This window comes from Nonomuraea sp. CA-141351, assembly GCF_050944675.1.
In the GTDB taxonomy this organism is placed as follows: domain Bacteria; phylum Actinomycetota; class Actinomycetes; order Streptosporangiales; family Streptosporangiaceae; genus Nonomuraea.
Window position 1 is genome coordinate 12,142,942 of the sequence record NZ_CP191982.1, and the last position, 16,515, is coordinate 12,159,456.

Genomic DNA, 16,515 nt, shown 5'->3' on the forward strand with positions numbered 1-16,515 from the left:
GATGCGGTATGGCCCAAAGGTGGAAAATCTTCCCATGATCGACGCACTACCCGGCCCGCAGCCCCGCCCCCGGCCACTCCCCTCCGACGAACCGCTGGCTCCCGAGGACTACCGTCGCCTGATCGGCGTGCTGGAAGCGATCGACCACGCCGCCGATCTGACCGAGTTCCGTGAGAGGCTGATCCGTGCCCTGCAGACCTGGTTCGGCTTCCACGGGATCGCCGTGATGCACGGCGCCGACCTGGCCGAGGCCGTCGCGTCCGACTGCGGCGTCCTGAGCGGATACTCGCCCGAGTTCCTGACCGAGTACCAGGCCCGCTGGATCGGCCACGACCCCTTCCGCAGCAAGCACGCCTTCGACTTGCTGATGAGACGCGGCGTGCTACGCCTGGGCGACCTGGACGACCAGGCGGGCTTCGTCGCGCGCTTCCTGCGACGGCACGGGATCACCGATAAAGCCGCCATGGTGATCGACGCCGAACAGGCAGGCATCGTGTACGTCGGCGTGGCCGTCCAGGACGTACCCAGGGTGTCCGAGCGGGACCTGACGATCCTGCGCCTGCTGCGACGCCACCTCGCCCCGCACGCCGCCGAGCAGCTCACCCGCCAGCGCGAGCAGCGTACGGCGCGGGCCGACTGGAAACTCACCCCCCGTGAATGGGACGTCGCCGACCTGGCCGCCCAGGGCATGACCAACCGCCAGATCGCCGACCGGCTGTTCGTCACCGTGGACACCGTCAAGAAACACCTGACCCGCGTCCTCGCCACAACCGGATGCGCCAGCCGCACCCAGCTCGCCCTCCTGTACGCGTCCACCGCCTGAGACCACAGCCGATATCTCCAGGACACCGACCCCGGCGACAATCGAGTAGGGGACGGGGTTGACCCGTCCCCTCTCACAGCTCAACTTCCGGGGTAAGCGGCGCCGCCGCACGACGTGCCTGACGCAGCCGCCGGCTGCCGCTCACCATGGGCTCACAGAAACTGTCATGGGGGCGAGCCCGAGATCAGCCAGTGCGGCGGTGCCACGTGCGGCATGCCCGCGACCGGCCAGCACCATCGTTCGCGCTGCCTGGTAGCGGCAGCCGGCGGCCTCGAATACGTCCGCGGTGGCGAGCAGGCGCTTGTGGTCCTGGTCGAGGAGGGATCCTGCCCGCTCCACGATGGCGCCGGCGACCGGGTTGCCGGCGGTGATGGTACGGGCGTCGGCCAGGCGCTCGCGCGCGTCGGGACTTCCGGCGAGAACGGTGGCCTCGGCGCGTAGCGCCACGTACCAGTGGAGCCAGATCCAGGTCACCCACTTCCACACCTCGTCAGGCTCGGGCGCCATCCGCTCCATGGCTTCCCCGGCGTGCCCGTGATGGAGCATCCGCATCGCGTCGAAAAGCGCCCCGTAGCCGTAAGTGCGCTCGGATGGCTCGCCGAGCCGATCCAGAACCACCTGCCATTCGCGCTCGGAGTCGTGGTCGCCGCGGAAGTTGTGGATCATCGCCACTGCGGCGGCCGCCGGGTCGAGGGCCGCCGTGGCAGGCCTGCCGGCGCGCCGCCACGCATCGAGGAAGCGCGTGCTGCCGGAGAGTACTTCGTCGACGTTGCCCGCCAGCGCGTCGGCGACCAGCAGCCAGCTCGTGGCCCGATGGCCCACCTCGGCCAGTGCCGGATGGTCGGCCAGCTGCCGTCCCCACCTGAGGGCGTCCGCCAGGTTTCCCACGCCGAGGCTGGTCTGAACAGCCATGCCGAGCCCGTCGATCAGTTCGTGGAGGCCGCCAGGTGTCTCCGGCTTGTCCGCCATAGAGGAGAGCAGCGTGATCCGGCGCCCGGCTGTGGCTGCGCAGCCGAACGTGTCCCCGGCCCAGGCGTGTGCCGCTGTGAGCGCGTCGAGAGCCGCGGACTCGGCGAGCGGGTTGCCAATACGGCTGGCCAGCTCGACCGCACGTTCGGCGCGCGCAAGCGTCTCCGGTACGGCGTTGTCGGCCGGGCCCTGAACCGCGCCGAACGCATCGCTGAGCACCCCGGCCTCCGCCAGCGCCACCGCCGCCTCGCCGGCCGGGTCGTCACCGACCAGCTCCCGCGCTTCGGAGACCAGGGCGACCGCTTCCTCCTCAGGAGGTATCTGCACGAACGTGCTCGAGAACCGGTACGCGGCGGTGGCAGCGGTGGCCAGATGCACGGCGGCGCCAGCGGTGTCCCCAGCACGGCGGGCGGCATCCGCGGCGGCGCGGTAGAGGCGATACATGTCATCGCCGCGCGTACGGCAGCCGGCCACGTCCGCGGCCTGCCGGAGCATGGATGCGGTGGCGGCAGGGTCGTCGGCGAGCGCGGCCGCCTGCTCGTATCGCTGCTGCGATTCGCCGATCAGATGGCGGGTGAACGTCAACTCGGCCAGGCGCCGGGCAAGATCGTAGGCGTCTGTGCGCTGCTCCGGCTCGCTGGCCGCCCACGTCAGCGCTGCGCGGAGATCATCGGCGACCGCGTCGAACCGGGCGCGCCAGTCCGGCCCGGCCACGGCGAGGTCGACGGCCTGGGCGAAGCACCAGCGCAAGTGTCGGACCCGGGCACCGGCCAGCTCACCGGTCTGGCCAAGCCGTTCTGTACCGTACTGGCGGATGGCCTCCAAAGCCCGGTAGCAGGTGCCCTTCGGAGACGCCGTCACCGTCAGCAGGCTCTGTTCGGCGAGCCGGGCCAGTCCGTCGGCGACCACGCCTATCGCGGATCCGGTAACCTCGGCCGCTGCCGATGCGGTGAAAGGCGCTACGAAGATCGACACCCGGTGCAGGAGCTCCTGGTCGGCCGGCTCCAGCAGAGCGTGGCTCCAGTCCAGCACGGCCCGCACTGAGCGGTGCCGCTCATCGGCACGGGATCCGCCGGTGAGCATCCGCAGCGGGTGGGACAGAGCGGAGGTGATACCGTCCAGCCCGAGCGTGGGATAACGGGCTGCGGCCAGCTCGATCGCCAGCGCCATGCCGTCCAGCCGCGCACAGATCTCGGCGATCTGGCCGTGCAGCGCAGGATCCAGCGGCCGGCCGACCGCTGCCGCCCGCTCCACGAACAACGAGACCGCGTCCGACTCACCGTCCATGGCCAGCGACAACGGTGGGACCGGATACACCCGCTCGAACGGCACCATCAACCGGGCCTGGCTGGTCGCCAGCACGGTCACTCGGGGGCAGGCCGCGAGCAGCCGCTCGAGAAGCAGCGCCACCCCGTCCAGGACGTGCTCGCAGTTGTCGAGCACCAGCAACGCCTGACGGTCGGCCAGCGCGGCGACCACCGACTCGGTCAAGTCGCGGCCGGGTTGCTCCCCGAGCCCCAGCGCACCCGCGACAGCGGGCGCAATCATGCCGGGATCGGTGACGGGGATCAGGTCGACGAACCACACCCCGTCGGTGTACTGGCCGGCTACCTCCGCTGCCACCGCCAACGCGAGCCGGGTCTTGCCCACGCCGCCAGGACCGACCGCAGTCACTTGGCGGTGCGTCGTGATCATCTCGGACAGCTCCACCCGCTCCCTGGTCCGGCCGATGAACGAGGTCAGCGGAGCCGGCAGGGGGACCGGTTCCTGATGAGGCTGATCGACAGCGGCACGCAGGGCGAGCGCTCGCCGATCCGGCACCCCCAGCTTGCGCAGCAGTGAGGAAACGTGACTCTCGACGGTACGTACCGAGATGAACAGCTGCGCTGCGATCTCAGCGTTGCTGGAGTGAGCGCCGAGTAGCTTCAGTACCTCGGCCTCCCGCGGAGAGATGTCGCCTTCTGTCGCCATGGCCCCATTCTGTCGCAGCTCCTCCGTGTCCCATCCGCGCTCCATCCGTGCCGGCGATCCGTGGTCGGTTCCGTGGTCGCCACGGATGCTCACCGACCAGGCCGGGACAGAAGCTAGGAGCACAACAGATCGCGCCTACAGGAGCAATCATGATCAAGACAGTGCTGCACCCCGTGTCCGACCTGACCAAGGCCAAGGAGGTCTACGCGGCCCTGCTCGGTGTGCAACCGGAGAACGACTCGCCTTACTACGTCGGCTTCGAGGCCGATGGTCAGCACATCGGGTTGGTGCCGAACGGTGGACCACAAGGCATGACCGCCCCGGTGGCCTACTGGCACGTGCCGGACATCGAGGCGAAGCTCGCCGAGGTGACCGCCGCAGGGGCAACGGTGCAGGAGGAAGCGCACGACGTCGGCGGCGGCCGCTCGGTGGCCACCTTCACCGACCCCGATGGCAATGTCCTCGGCCTCATTCAGGACCGATAAGAAGGAAACCGCGATGACAACCATTCACTCTGTCACGTTCGAAGTCCCTGACCCCACGGCCGCCGATGACTTCTACGCCACCGCTTTCGGCGTGGGAGCTCACGTACTCACCCGCGCCTCACAGCCGCCCACGACCGGCTTCCGCGGGTACCTCATGTCGCTGGTGGTGTCCCAGCCGAGCACTGTGGACAGCCTCTTCGGCACCGCTCTGCAGAACGGTGCGACCAGCCTGAAGCCACCCACGAAGAGCTTCTGGGGTTATGGCGGTGTCCTGCGTGATCCGTACGGCACGCTCTGGAAGATCGCATCGTCGTCGAAGAAGGACACCGGCCCGGCCACCCGGGACATCGACGACATCGTCCTGCTGCTGGGCGTCGAGGACGTCGCCGTGACCAAGCGCTTCTACGTCGAGCGCGGCCTGTCGGTGACCAAGAGCTTCGGCCGCAAGTACGTCGAGTTCGCCACCGCGCCCGTCAGGCTTGCCCTCTACAGCCGCCGGGCCGCCGCCAAGGACGCCGGCGTCTCCATCGAGGGAACCGGCTCACACCGGCTCATCATCAACGCCGACGCCGACCCCCTTGTCGACCCGGACGGGTTCACGTGGGAGGCCACCTCCCTCTCTGCCCGATGAACCCACCACCGTCCGGCCACTCCCTTCCTTGGCCATGGAGATGATGAGCATGAGCGCGACCCTGCCTCCGGCCCGCCCCCGCGACCAGCGGATCCGCGACACCCTGGGCCGGCTCGAACACGACGTCGACGCCTGGTTCGCCACCGCCGACCCGGCCGGCTCGCCCTACCTCATGCCGCTGTCGTTCCTCTGGGACGGCCAGGCCCTGCTCATCTCCACGGCCGGGACCAACCCCACGGCGCGGTTCCTGGAAGCGACCGGCACGATCAAGATCGCGTTCGGCCACACGCGCGACGTCGTCCTCATCCATGCCGTACTACGCGAGACGATCCCCGCGGCGGAGATCCCGGACGAGGTCGGCGACACCTTCGCTGCCAAGACCGGCTTCGACCCCCGAGAACAACGCGGTGGCTACCTCTACTTCCGCATGGCCCCGCTCCAGGTACAAGCCTGGCGCGAGGCAAATGAGCTCGTCGGCCGCGACCTGATGACGGACGGCACGTGGCTCATCGGTGCCGCAGCGCCAGGATGAGAGAACCCCCGATGCCCGAACAGCCTCGGTTCCGGAAATCACCGAAGAGGCCGCCGCTCATACAGCACGTCGTGGTGGCTGTTGCTGACGAAGGAACAAACAGAATTCAGCCAACCCGATCCGGAAGGTAGTGACAGGACATGAACCCGCAAGTCAGCGAGAATCCAATCAGCGTTAAGGACATCGAACAGCAGCCCAAAGGGCGCGGAACGAGGTTCACGCTCAACGGCGCACTATGGCCACTTCAAGTGTTGTTCGGCTTCTTCTTTGCCGGCAGCGGTTTCGGCAAGGTGCTGTTGTACGACGGAGTTCTGTATGCGGCAGCGCCCCGGGCCGTGGCTTGGTACGCCGCGGTGCCGCAGCCCCTGATCGTCTTCATCGGGGTCTGCGAGGTACTCGGCGGCGTCGGCCTGATCCTGCCGGCGATGACGGGAGTCAAGCCGAAGCTGACGCCGCTCGCCGCCACTGGCCTGACGCTGACGATGATCCTCGCGGCCAGTTTTCATGTCATGCGCAGCGAATACGAATTGGTGCCCGCGAATCTCTTGCTGGGAGGCGTCACGGCGTTCATCGCGGTAGGACGATCGAAGCTGAGGCCTGTCGCACCTGCGATCATCACCACCTCGCGCGCACTGAAGTCGTTCGCGGTCCTCGGTGCCATGGCCCTGCTGGTATTCGCTCCGACGTGGTACACGATGACCAACGTCCAATTCTGATCACGCCGACTGCCCCGTACTTTGAGAGGACCACGCCGGGTTCGGCGGGCGGGCTCGGGAAACGGACTGTGCACGCTCTCGCGAACACTGTTCACCGTCTCCTGGAGCAGACTGTGGTCGCGAAAGGCTCCGAGATCGGTGATCCGCGCCATGGGCAGACGCTTCATCAGCCGGGCCAGGTCCGATGGAGTGAGGTCGAAGAAAGGTCGAACGTCCTTATCTGCAGGCATGCCGTCTCCTTGGTCATCTCGTCGCGGTAAAGGCGTGACCGCCCCGATGACTCGGGGCGGTCCCTGTCTCACACGAAATGGACGACGAGCTCCAGCAGGCGCCCTTCGCAGACCTCCATGGTCGCGACCAGGTCACCGATCACGGAAGAAATGACATCCGGCGTCATTCCGCACCTCCTTGACATTTGTGTCGGAAACCGCTTCGCATCAATACTCGCCGAGGCGGCTACATCGCAACCACATCTCGGACATATGGATACATATCGGGTTTACTTGAGCTAAATTCGAGGAGTCGGTCATGGGCTCGTCGGGCGAGTGGGGTAAAGCAATTGTTCTCGAGTTGAATTCGCCGAACCTTGCTCTCCTCTTGCCCCCGTAGGCTGCGAGCCGGCGTATTCTTCTATCGCCGGATCGACCGCCCAGCGTCGGCCCTGGCGCCGCCTGAGTCGTCACGCACCGTCTTCGACCCTCACGCGATCACGCAGGAGAGCTGGGGCTGTGGCCCGGCCGCCGGATGCCGCGAGGAGAGTTTCGGCAGCGGCAGTGCGGGCGTAGAGCACTGAGCGGCCGGCCCGATGAGCGCTGACCAGGCCCGCGTCGCGCATCGCGGTGAGGTGCTGAGACACTCCCGCGGGAGAGAGCCCGGTGCGCTCGGCCAGCTCGGTGGTGGAGGCGGGGGCGTCCAGCTCGCTCAGCAGCCGGGTTCGCGAGCGGCCGAGTACGGCGGTCAGGGCGGCGGTCCCGGCGGCGGAGCGGGGCTCCCACAGCGCACCGATGCCGCGTGCCGGATAGGCCAGCTGTGGCGGATCCGGCGGCGTGACGCGGGTGAACAGGCCCGGCCCGGTGAAGGCCGAGGGGATCAGCAGGAGCCCTCCACCCGCCGTCTCGCGGGTCAGCGCGCGCCGCAGCAGTAGCCGCAACGTGTCCTCGTCCCACTTCACCGAGGTGTGCAGGTCGTTGAGAACGTGGGCCACGCCGTACTCGGCGACCTGGCGGGCGCGGTGGAACACCTCGGCGTCGAGCACGGCCCGGATCCGTACCCAGTAGGGAGCCAGGGCCAGCTCCCAGTAGGTCTGGATCTCCTCCGCCAGCCGCGGCAGGCGGGACTGCGGCTCGGCGCGCAGGGCGCGCAGTCGAGGGCCGAGACCGCGCTCGCCGGCCAGGCGGTCCAGATCGCGGCGGACCTCGACGGCGGGAGCGGCCAGGACCTGGACCAGCTCGGCCGCCAGAGTGGGGGCCGGCTCGGTCGGCGCCGGGTTGAGGAAGTCGGGGACGTACCCGGCGGGCCCGACCAGCTCGGCGAGCCAGCCCGTCTCCAGCCCGGCGGCCGCCAACCGCGGCCGTACCTGCTCGATCCAGGAGCGATGCACCGGATGGGCGCTGCCGGAGGCCAGGAGCCGGAAGCTGGTCCCGACCTCCCACATGGGCGAGACGGCGAAGCGCGTCTGTGCCAGGTCGCCCACCGAGAATCGCAGCTCCGCCATGACCATTCACCTATGTCTGAATCAATGGCGGTCACCCTACAGCGTGCCCATCATTCCCGTCATGACGATCACAGCCGCGGCAGCGGGCACCTGGAAACTCGGCGCCCTCGACATCAACCGCATCGGCTTCGGCGCTATGCGACTCCCCCAACATGGCGAGGCGCTGGTGCCGGACGCGGTGCCGCTCGACCGCGACCAGGCGATCGCCGTGTTGCGCCGCGCGGTCGAGCTGGGCGTGAACCACATCGACACCGCAGCGTTCTACTTCTCTCCCTCGCGTTCGGCCAACGAGCTGATCAACCGGGCCCTCTCCCCCTATCCGGACGGCCTGGTCATCGCCACCAAGGTCGGGCCGGGCCGCAACCCGGCGGGCCACTGGCTCCCTCACGCCGCCGCCGGCGAGCTGCGCGGACAGGTCGAGGAGAACCTGCGCCAGCTCGGCCGCGACCACCTGGACCTGGTCAATCTGCGCATCGTGGGCACTGACTCGATCGCTGAGCGGTTCGGCGTGCTGGCCGAGCTCCGCCAGGCCGGACTTATCCGGCATCTAGGCCTGTCCAACGTCACCCCTGGCCACCTTGCCGAGGCCCAAGCCATCGCCCCGGTGGTCTGTGTGCAGAACATGTACGGTCTCGGAGTCCGCCCCGACCAGGAGGAGTTCGTCCGCGCCTGCGGGGAGCAGGGGATCGCCTTCGTGCCGTTCTATTCGATCGCCGCCACCGGGCGCACAAGGGGCGCGCAGGGTGCCGACCGCAAGGAGATCCTGGCCGTCGCGCGGTCACACGGGGCGAGCGCGGCGCAGATCCGGCTCGCGTGGACCCTGCACCAAGGGCCGCACGTTCTGGCCATACCCGGCACCAGCGATCCCGACCACGTGGCCGCGAACGTGGCCGCGGGCGCGCTGCGCCTGTCGGCCGAGGAACTCGCCTTGCTGGACCGCTTTCACCGGCAGACGGTGTGACCCGACCGGAAACGATCCGAGGCGAGCTGGTGGTCGGCACAGTCCAGGGCGTGGCGAGCCGCGCGTCTGATCAGACCATGACCGGACCGCGCCCTTCCCGGGCGGTGACCGGCACCGGATAATCGGTGTATCCGAGCTCGTACCAAGGTTCTGCGCGAACCGGGTTGAGCGGCGCGCCGCGACGGAACCGTTCGACCAGGTCGGGGTTGGCCAGGAACGCCCGGCCAAGTGAGACCAGATCGGCGCCCGCAGGAGGGCGGTCACCGGCTCTGGGGTGTGGGCTTCTCCACGTAACGTGGAGAAGCCCACATCCCATGCCGGCTTTCCGGGCGGTACGCGCAGCCGAGAGGCGCTGCCTGTCGCCGCCCGGGAGTTGCCGGAAGGCGCGGGCCCCGGCGTGATGATTAGGCAATACGCGCCACGTATTTGCCGCTGCCGCTGCCGTCCGCGAGCAACTGGTGCATGGCGGGCACGTCGGTCAGCGAGCCGATGTCCGTGACCGCGACATCCAGCCGGCCTGCGCTGATCAGGTCCAGGACGCGGCGTAGAGCCGCAGCGACCCGTTCTGGAGCGGATCTGCTCAGGCTGGTGATGCTGAAGCCGCCGATCGCCACGTTGCCGCCGATGAGCTTTCCGAGGGGTGGCAGCGGAGCGGGCTGCCCGCCTCCGGCGTTGCCGAACAGGACGATCCGCCCTCCCGGCGCCGTGATCGCCAGGTCAACATCGACCAGGCTGGTGCCCAGGGGGTCCAGGACGACGTCGACGCCGTTCCCTTCGGTGGCGGCATGTACCAAGTCGACCAGATCAGCGCCGCGAGCGAATGCGATGTCATAACCGCTCTGCCGTGCAGCGTCGACCTTGTCCGGCCGGCCGACGGTCCCGATGAGCAGACTGCCGCCCAGCACCGGCACCAACTGCGCCAGGGCGCTTCCCACACCACCGCCGGCCGAGTGCACCAGAACGCTCTCTGCCGAGGCGAGCCTGGCAGCGTCGGTCAGCAACAGCAGCGCGGTGGAGAACACCATCGGCGTGCCCGCCGCCGTCAGCAACGGGATCTCATCCGGCACCGGTACGGTGAGCGCTGCCCGCGCGATCGCCACCTCGGCGAAGCCGCCTCCCGCTGTGAACGCCACCACCCGCTGCCCCACGGCCAGCCCGCTCACACCGGCGCCGAGCTCCCGTACGGTTCCGGCCACCTCGAGTCCGGGCACGTACGGCCAGGACGAGGCGTAGCCGGGATCGCCGCGGCGCGCCATCACGTCCATGAAGTTCACTCCGGCGTAGGTGACATCGATACTCACCTCTCCGTCGCCGGGACGTGGTTCGACAATCTCCCTGATCTCTGTGCGATCCGACCCCTCTGATGGCGCGGTCATCACCAAGGCACGCATGGTTTCCCTTTCTACGTTCGTCGTACGACGAACGTCGTATCATGCTTGTACGCTGCTTGTCGAAATAGAAAGACGTGAGATGCCCCGCATGCACCGCCGCCGCCCCATGCTGGTCCACCCGGGCACCGAAGAGTTGGACGTACTCGACGTTCTGCACGCGCTGGCCGATCCGACGCGTATGACCATCGTGCAGACCCTGCGCGCCGCCCCCGAGCGGGCCTGCGGCACCTTCCCGGTGGACGTCGCGCCGTCCACACTCACCCACCACTTTCGGGTGCTCCGCGAAGCCGGGATCATCCGCCAGCGCGAGGAAGGCAACCGCCGTTGGACGACACTGCGCATGGACGATCTCGACGCCCGCTTTCCCGGCCTCCTGGACGCCATCGTCAACGCCTACGACCGGCAGGCCGCACAAGCCGCGGCCCTGGACGCCCTGATCACCGACCATTGATCGGCAGCGCCGCCCTGCACGGCTACAACCGCACCCACGCCATCCTCGGCACCTCCGATGCCTCCGTGGCCACCCACCCCTCCGACCTCGCCGTGGCCTTGGCGGCGCTGGGGCCGGACGGGCAGCGCAGCGTGCCTTTCGCCTTCAGCCCCGAGACACCCCCGACCGTGAGCAGGCTCTGCGCCCCCCGGCGAGCTGATCACGGCTGTGGAGATTCCGGCGCATCCGCGCCCGCTGAAGTCGGGCTATCTGAAGGTCCGCGACCGGCAGTCGTATGAGTTCGCGCTCACCTCCGCGGGCGTCGCCCTGCACGTACGCGGCGGAGTGATCCGCCAGGCGAAGATCGCCGTCGGGGGGGCGTGGGCACGGTGCCGTGGAGGCTGCCCGCGGTCGAGCGGCGGCTCACCGGCGCGCGGCCCTCGGACGCCCTGTGGGCCGCGGCGGCCGCGCGGGCGGACGGGCCCCCTCACGCACAACCGCTTTGAGGTCGAGTTGCTCAAACGCACCGTCGAACGCCGGCTGCGCATCGTAGGAGGTACCACGTGGGCCCGCAGCCACAGGCCGCCGTCGGAGCGCCGCTGTCACGAGTGGAGGGCCGCTTGAAAGTGGCCGTCGGTGTCTCGCTCGGCGCCTGGCCGTGAGCGGACAGAGGTCACCGGGACGGGCCCTGTGGATGTGCTGGCGGGGGTGCGGTGGTCGTGGTGGGTGCTCACGGCGGTCAGTTCTCCTCGGGAGCGCGGCCTTCGGCCAGGTCGGCGAAGGGCGAGGGGCAGTCGGGACAGGTGCAGTGGGTCAGGCTGTCGCAGCCAGCCGACACCACCGCATCGAGCGCGCGACAGATGGTGGTCAGGTCGTCGATCTTCGCATTCACCTCGGCGATCTTGGCTTGGGCGCGGGCCCGCAGGTCCGGGGTGGGGTGACCGCGCCGACCGGTGTCGATCAGCTCGGCCACCTCCGTACTTGCGCCTCGTTCCTGGGCTGGCGTTGACCGGCGCTGCGCTCAGGTCCGCTCATCCCGGCAGCGGCCGGCAGGTGGTGCGGGCGGGCGGGCTGCGCAGCACAAATCGGGCCCCGCAGGGGCTGCCCTACGCGGTCAGGGTGCCGCCGCGGGCTTGGGCGATCTGCAGCCCGAGCCCGGTGCCACCCGGGTCGCGCGCGGGAGGCCTCCAGGCGCGTGAACCGCTGGAAGATGGCCTCCCGCTGCTCGGGGGCGATGCCTTCGCCGTCATGGAGCACCCCCAGCACCGCGACGCCAGCATCCCAGCGTCAGGGTGACGGTGACGGCGGAGGTGGCGTGCCGTTCGGCGTTGTCCAGCAAGTTGTTAAGCCGCCGGGCGAGCTCGATCGGCGAGCCGTCCACCATCACGCTGGGCGTCGACGAGGACTTGACCCCTCTGAACCACTCCATGTGATCACGACGCTCCGGCGTCTTACATCGCGGGCGGCACCGCTAGGGTGATCAAGGTTGGGGATAGAACGATCCGTATCTGGAGGCTTTGTGCGACTGCACTGTCTTGCCGCCTTGCCCGTAGCCGGGTTACTCTCCGCCGTAACGGTCACCGCCGTCCAGGCTCCTGCCAACGCCGCGTCGGCGGCCGCAACGATGGCTGCGCCGAAGCTGCTGCGGTTCGGCCAGTCCGCGCGCGTCAGCGGAGAATGGGGCCGCCCGCTGCGAGTCGCCCCGCTCGGCGTCTACTACTACCGGCCGTCGGCCGACGCCTCGATCAAGCCCAAGCAGAAGTGGTTCGTCGCCGTGGCCATCCGCGTCACCGCTCTGTTCAAGGCTGACCGGATGCCAGACCCGATCAGCGGCAATATGTGGCGGGTCAAGTCCGGCGCCCGCACGTTCGACACCAACTCGGGGAACGTGATGAGCGCCCCCTGGGCCGGCCGCGTCAATGAGGGCGTGATGAACGTGAAGCCTGGACACCCCGACGTGGTTATCAAGACGTTTGACCTGCCCCGGGCGGGCGGCACCCTGGAGTGGGCCACCAGGAACGGCACGCCGATCCGCTGGCAGATTCCCGCCAAGAACACCGGCAAGACGAGCTATCAGCAAGTGCTCGACGCCTTGGAGGACTAAAACAGGGGCCACCAGAGCCTATCCGGAGTTGAGATCAGTGGAATCTCCTGCGGTGCGGTCTGCGATCCTGGTAGGCCATCCGGCATGGCCCCGTGGAGACCTCAGCGACAAGGAATGGTCCTTGATCGCCGTTGGGTGAGCGAGGCCCGATCCCGAACCTGCGGCAATCGCCGACGCTGCGGCTCGTGGGCAGGCCGACCTCGACCTGGTCAGCGTGGACTCCACCACAGCCCGCGCCCATCACCACGCCGCCGGCGCCGGTTCCGGCTGACGGCGGCCGGGCTGGACAGCTCGCGGGGCGGGCTGACCAGCAAGGTACACCGGTCGGCCGACCGTCGATGCCGTCCGCTGTCCTTCGTCCTGACTCCCGGCCCAAGCCGGAGGCAGCCCGCGGTTTCGCGCCGTGCTGGAGCGTATCAAGATCCGCCTGCCGATCGACCGTCCGCGCACCAGGCCGGGCGCGGTAGCCGCCGATAAGGCGTACTCTTCCCGTGGCCCCGCGCCTACCTGCGCCGGCGCCGGATTAAGGCGGTCATTCAGGAGAAGGCCGACCAGGATGCGGCGGATCGTCGCACTGCTCACCTGATAGCCCAGATGCCGCAGTTCGCCCCGGATACGCTCGTAACCGCAGCGCGGATTCTCCCGCGCCAGCCTCTGAATCAACGTCACGACCGCCGGATCGGTCGCAGGCCGTCCCATCCCCCGGTCCGGGTAGGTCCAGTGACGCGCGATCAGACGCCGGTGCCGGCGCAGCAGCGTCCCCGGCATCACCAGTCGGTGGGCACGCAGCGCCGCCGGCAGTCCCCGAGCCAGCGCGGCCAGCACCGCTCGATCCGCCCACGACAGCCTCGGACGGCCCACCTGACGGCGCAGCACTGCTACCTCATGCCGCAGTACGAGGATCTCCAAGGTCTTGGACGCGTCGCCACGAGCCAGCATTGTCAGCCAGCCCACGATGCGGCAGAAGATCAAACAGAAGGGACGGAGCGCCACGAGCCTCGAGCATGCCCGACACTGACCACTACTTCGACCAGGAAGCCGGGACGAACCCGCAGCCCACAACCGTGAACGGAGTATTAACAGCCTTCAAGCATGAGTGCTGAGAGAACCGCAGCGCCGTCGTTCAGATGAGCGCGGCCACTGCCCGTACGGTGACGCCTGTACCGACCAAGAGGACGAGCGCGGCGGTCATCGTCGCCGTGTACGGCCGCAACCGCCGCAGGCGCCCCGCGAGGGCGAGATCGCGGAAGCGGCGCAGCACGAGCGCCGTGGCCAGCAGCGTCGCCGCCATGCCCAGGCCGTAGCACACGACGGTCATGACCCCGAACGCCGTACGTCCCAGCGCCATCGCGCCGAGCAGCACCACCAGCGCGGACGGACTGGGCACCAGCCCGCCCGCGACCCCTAGCGCCACCACTCCCCGATGCCCGTGCCCGTGGCCGTGCCCGTGGCCGTGGCCGTGCCCGTGCCCGGCCTTCCTGGAGCGCAGGGCGGAGCGGAGGAGCGCGGTGCCGATCAAGACGATGAGCAGGCCGCTGACCACCCCGAGCCAGCCGAGCACCACTTCCCCGGCCACCGACGCGGCGATCGTGACGAGCAGGCCCAGGACCAGCACGCCCGCCGTGTGCGTCAGCGTCACAGTGGCCGTGACCGTGCAGGCGTCCCGCAGCCGGCCATCGCGTCCGGCGAGGTAGGCCGCCATGACTGTCTTGCCGTGGCCGGGCATGGCGGCGTGCACGGCGCCGAGGACCAGTGAGAGCAGGAGGGCCAGCAGTCCGAGCGGCATGGTCAGCCGCTCCGCGCCGATCACCGCGTTGAGACGGTCGGCCAGCATCCCCGTGTAGCGGGTGATCACGTCTACGCCGGGAACGCTCGCCGCCGTCCCGCGCTCCCCGCTGCCCGGCTCCGCTGTGAACCGCGCCTGCCGGACATCGGGCGGCGAGCTGAGCAGGTCGGACGGGTAGTCGCGCAGCTCAGCCGACATGCTGCGCGAGGGCACGCTGGAGTCGCGCAGCCGCACGCCTGAGCCGGTCGCGGTGATCTCCCGCCAGCCCACTGCGTCGACCCGGTGCGCGTTGGCGAAGGTGAGGGTGAGCGGCCGGTCCACGCGGATCGGGGCGCTCAGGCGGCAGGTGAGTCTGCTGGTACGCAGTCCCGCCGCGCCCGGCCGGTACACGAAGGACGCCTCCTCGACCCGCCACGCCAGTGCCCGGCCCTCGGCCTGCCCGGCCACGTCGCCGCGCAGTTCCTCGCAGGCTCGCCGCGCGTGAACGTCTGCCGGGCCGATCAGCGGCTCCTGAAGCGTCGGGATCTCGGCGCTGTCGACGATCGCGACGTCCTCGATCCTGTCGTGGCGCACCGTCAGCCCGTCGTAGTGGTTGACGCTGAAGTTGCCCAGCGGATGGGCGACCAGCACCACCCCGGCCAGAGCGGCGGCCGCGATCACGTTGCGTCACTCTCCAACTGGGCCAGCGCGGCCCGTGCCCTGGCCGCGCCGTACGGTGAGAAGTGCGGGTTGATGGACAACGCTTGAGTCAGGTAGGCCCGCGCAGCCCCGGCGTGCCCCAGCGCCCGCTCGATCTCACCGCGGTGATAGGCGAACAACGCGTCCCGGCCGCCGAGCCGGGCGGCGCGGGTGGCGTACCCAGCGGCCTCGGTGTCGTGGCCGGCGCGGTGCAGGGCCCAGGCAAGCGCGTCGGCCACCTCCACGCTCTGCCGCCGCGCCCATTCCGCCCGCAGGTGCCGAACGGCCGTGTCCGGGTCGCCGTGGTCCGCTTCGAACCGGCCGAATGCGAGGTCGTCCTTGATCCCGTTGGCGGCCAGCAGCTTGAGCTGCCCCCTGAACACGGTGTACTGCCGTCTGGCCTCGGCCTGGTCGCCGAGGTGTTCGAGAAGTTCGCCGTACTCGACGACGAACGAGGGTGAGCGGGCGACGGCGGCGGTGTAGCCGCGCAACGCCTGTTCGGTGCGGCCGAGGGCGGCCTCGGCACGGGCCCGGCCGGCCAGCGAGGGCGCGTGCGTGCGGTCGGCGGCCAGCGCCTGCTCGTAGAAGCCGAGTGCGGCCCGTGGGTCGCCGCCGCTCCAGGCCAGCTCGCCGAGTTGCCACAGCACGAACGCGTACTCTGCGGGATCTCCGGCGATCTCACGTGCCCGTTCCAGCGCTGTGCGGGCGGGGCCGGTGCGCCCGTGCAGGTGTTCCAGGCGGGCGGCTCTGGTGAAGGAGGCGAGGTCAGGCCGCCCCTGGAGCATGCGGCGCAGTGCGCTCTGGGCCCGTTCGTACTCGCCGAGTTCCAGGTAGGCGTCGGTGAGCACGCCGTAGAGTGCCCACCGGTATGGCGCCGCCTTGCGGGCCTGCTCGGCCCAGCGCAGCCCGCCGGCGAAGTCGTGCCTGGCGTTGGCCAGGGCGCCCATCCCGATCACGGCGTCGATGTTCGGCCCGCCATCGTCCGCGGGCAGGCGCAGGGAACGCTCGAAGGCGCCCTGCGCCTTGCCGTAGTAGGTGACATCGGCGCTGCGGCGCGCCTGCTCCAGGTAGGCGCCGCCGAGGCTCGCCCAGGTCGCCGCATCATCCGGGTGATGGCGCAGGTGTTCCTGGGCGTCCTCGATGTATCCGCTCAGCTCGTACGGCGACCACCCCTCGGGCCGCTCCTCAACGCGTGGGGGCGGCCCGTCGTCCCGGCGCAACAGCCCGCCGGGGGCGAACAGGGCCAGCAGAGCGCACCCCAGTAGCAGGCAGCCGAGCAGGGGCAGGAATCGTCGTACGCGTGTCATCTGATCGGACGTCCTCA

15 protein-coding genes and 1 pseudogene are annotated in these 16,515 nt (G+C 69.5%); 9 read left to right on the forward strand and 7 right to left on the reverse strand.

Annotated elements, in window-relative coordinates:
* Positions 1 to 34 precede the first annotated feature (34 nt).
* On the forward strand, positions 35 to 823 hold the full coding sequence (locus ACQPWU_RS57150) for a helix-turn-helix transcriptional regulator (RefSeq protein WP_433435457.1): 789 nt from the start codon (positions 35 to 37) through the stop codon (positions 821 to 823).
* 141 nt (positions 824 to 964) lie between these two features.
* On the opposite strand, the gene ACQPWU_RS57155 is transcribed toward ACQPWU_RS57150, so the two are convergent.
* Positions 965 to 3,763 (reverse strand): ATP-binding protein, encoded by a 2,799-nt coding sequence (locus ACQPWU_RS57155; RefSeq protein WP_433435458.1) that lies wholly within the window; start codon positions 3,761 to 3,763, stop codon positions 965 to 967.
* Between the two features lie 149 nt (positions 3,764 to 3,912).
* Here ACQPWU_RS57155 and ACQPWU_RS57160 point away from each other — a divergent pair, with 149 nt between their 5' ends.
* From ACQPWU_RS57160 to ACQPWU_RS57175, 4 genes are all read left to right on the forward strand, one after another.
* On the forward strand, positions 3,913 to 4,248 hold the full coding sequence (locus tag ACQPWU_RS57160) for a VOC family protein (protein WP_433435459.1): 336 nt from the start codon (positions 3,913 to 3,915) through the stop codon (positions 4,246 to 4,248).
* A gap of 13 nt (positions 4,249 to 4,261) precedes the next feature.
* Positions 4,262 to 4,879 carry a glyoxalase gene (locus ACQPWU_RS57165; RefSeq protein WP_433435460.1) on the forward strand — a complete coding sequence of 206 codons (618 nt, stop codon included), beginning with the start codon at positions 4,262 to 4,264 and terminating at the stop codon, positions 4,877 to 4,879.
* 49 nt (positions 4,880 to 4,928) lie between these two features.
* Positions 4,929 to 5,411 carry a pyridoxamine 5'-phosphate oxidase family protein gene (locus ACQPWU_RS57170; protein WP_433435461.1) on the forward strand — a complete coding sequence of 161 codons (483 nt, stop codon included), beginning with the start codon at positions 4,929 to 4,931 and terminating at the stop codon, positions 5,409 to 5,411.
* 140 nt (positions 5,412 to 5,551) lie between these two features.
* The gene (locus ACQPWU_RS57175; protein WP_433435462.1) at positions 5,552 to 6,127 is read left to right on the forward strand and encodes a DoxX family protein; all 576 of its coding nucleotides are present in this window, start codon (positions 5,552 to 5,554) and stop codon (positions 6,125 to 6,127) included.
* A 679-nt stretch (positions 6,128 to 6,806) separates the two neighbouring features.
* Here the strand turns inward: ACQPWU_RS57175 and ACQPWU_RS57180 are convergent.
* Positions 6,807 to 7,841: a DUF5937 family protein gene (locus tag ACQPWU_RS57180; protein ID WP_433435463.1), complete on the reverse strand. Its 1,035-nt coding sequence runs from the start codon at positions 7,839 to 7,841 to the stop codon at positions 6,807 to 6,809.
* A gap of 61 nt (positions 7,842 to 7,902) precedes the next feature.
* On the opposite strand from ACQPWU_RS57180, the gene ACQPWU_RS57185 reads away from it, so the two are divergent.
* Positions 7,903 to 8,802, forward strand: coding sequence for an aldo/keto reductase (locus ACQPWU_RS57185; protein ID WP_433435464.1), 900 nt, complete (start codon positions 7,903 to 7,905; stop codon positions 8,800 to 8,802).
* A 404-nt stretch (positions 8,803 to 9,206) separates the two neighbouring features.
* Here the strand turns inward: ACQPWU_RS57185 and ACQPWU_RS57190 are convergent, their stop codons facing one another.
* Positions 9,207 to 10,103 carry a quinone oxidoreductase family protein gene (locus ACQPWU_RS57190; RefSeq protein ID WP_433435465.1) on the reverse strand — a complete coding sequence of 299 codons (897 nt, stop codon included), beginning with the start codon at positions 10,101 to 10,103 and terminating at the stop codon, positions 9,207 to 9,209.
* Between the two features lie 169 nt (positions 10,104 to 10,272).
* Here ACQPWU_RS57190 and ACQPWU_RS57195 point away from each other — a divergent pair, with 169 nt between their 5' ends.
* Positions 10,273 to 10,644 (forward strand): ArsR/SmtB family transcription factor, encoded by a 372-nt coding sequence (locus ACQPWU_RS57195; protein ID WP_433435466.1) that lies wholly within the window; start codon positions 10,273 to 10,275, stop codon positions 10,642 to 10,644.
* Between the two features lie 718 nt (positions 10,645 to 11,362).
* Here the strand turns inward: ACQPWU_RS57195 and ACQPWU_RS57200 are convergent.
* Both ACQPWU_RS57200 and ACQPWU_RS57205 read right to left on the reverse strand, forming a co-directional pair.
* Positions 11,363 to 11,596, reverse strand: coding sequence for a hypothetical protein (locus tag ACQPWU_RS57200; protein ID WP_433435467.1), 234 nt, complete (start codon positions 11,594 to 11,596; stop codon positions 11,363 to 11,365).
* Between the two features lie 273 nt (positions 11,597 to 11,869).
* Complete coding sequence (locus ACQPWU_RS57205) at positions 11,870 to 12,052, reverse strand: hypothetical protein (protein WP_433435468.1); 183 nt, start codon at positions 12,050 to 12,052, stop codon at positions 11,870 to 11,872.
* Between the two features lie 90 nt (positions 12,053 to 12,142).
* Here ACQPWU_RS57205 and ACQPWU_RS57210 point away from each other — a divergent pair, with 90 nt between their 5' ends.
* Together ACQPWU_RS57210 and ACQPWU_RS57215 are read left to right on the forward strand one after the other, a co-directional pair.
* Complete coding sequence (locus tag ACQPWU_RS57210; RefSeq protein ID WP_433435469.1) at positions 12,143 to 12,727, forward strand: hypothetical protein; 585 nt, start codon at positions 12,143 to 12,145, stop codon at positions 12,725 to 12,727.
* A 166-nt stretch (positions 12,728 to 12,893) separates the two neighbouring features.
* Positions 12,894 to 13,300, forward strand: a pseudogene (locus ACQPWU_RS57215) (transposase); the annotation flags it as partial.
* Positions 13,301 to 13,850: 550 nt separating this feature from the next.
* On the opposite strand, the gene ACQPWU_RS57220 reads toward ACQPWU_RS57215, so the two are convergent.
* Both ACQPWU_RS57220 and ACQPWU_RS57225 read right to left on the reverse strand, forming a co-directional pair.
* Positions 13,851 to 15,173, reverse strand: a complete 1,323-nt coding sequence (locus ACQPWU_RS57220; protein ID WP_433435470.1) for a nickel/cobalt transporter — start codon at positions 15,171 to 15,173, stop codon at positions 13,851 to 13,853.
* On the reverse strand, positions 15,170 to 16,498 hold the full coding sequence (locus tag ACQPWU_RS57225; RefSeq protein WP_433435471.1) for a tetratricopeptide repeat protein: 1,329 nt from the start codon (positions 16,496 to 16,498) through the stop codon (positions 15,170 to 15,172). The genes ACQPWU_RS57220 and ACQPWU_RS57225 overlap by 4 nt, the downstream gene beginning before the upstream one ends.
* Positions 16,499 to 16,515 lie beyond the last annotated feature (17 nt).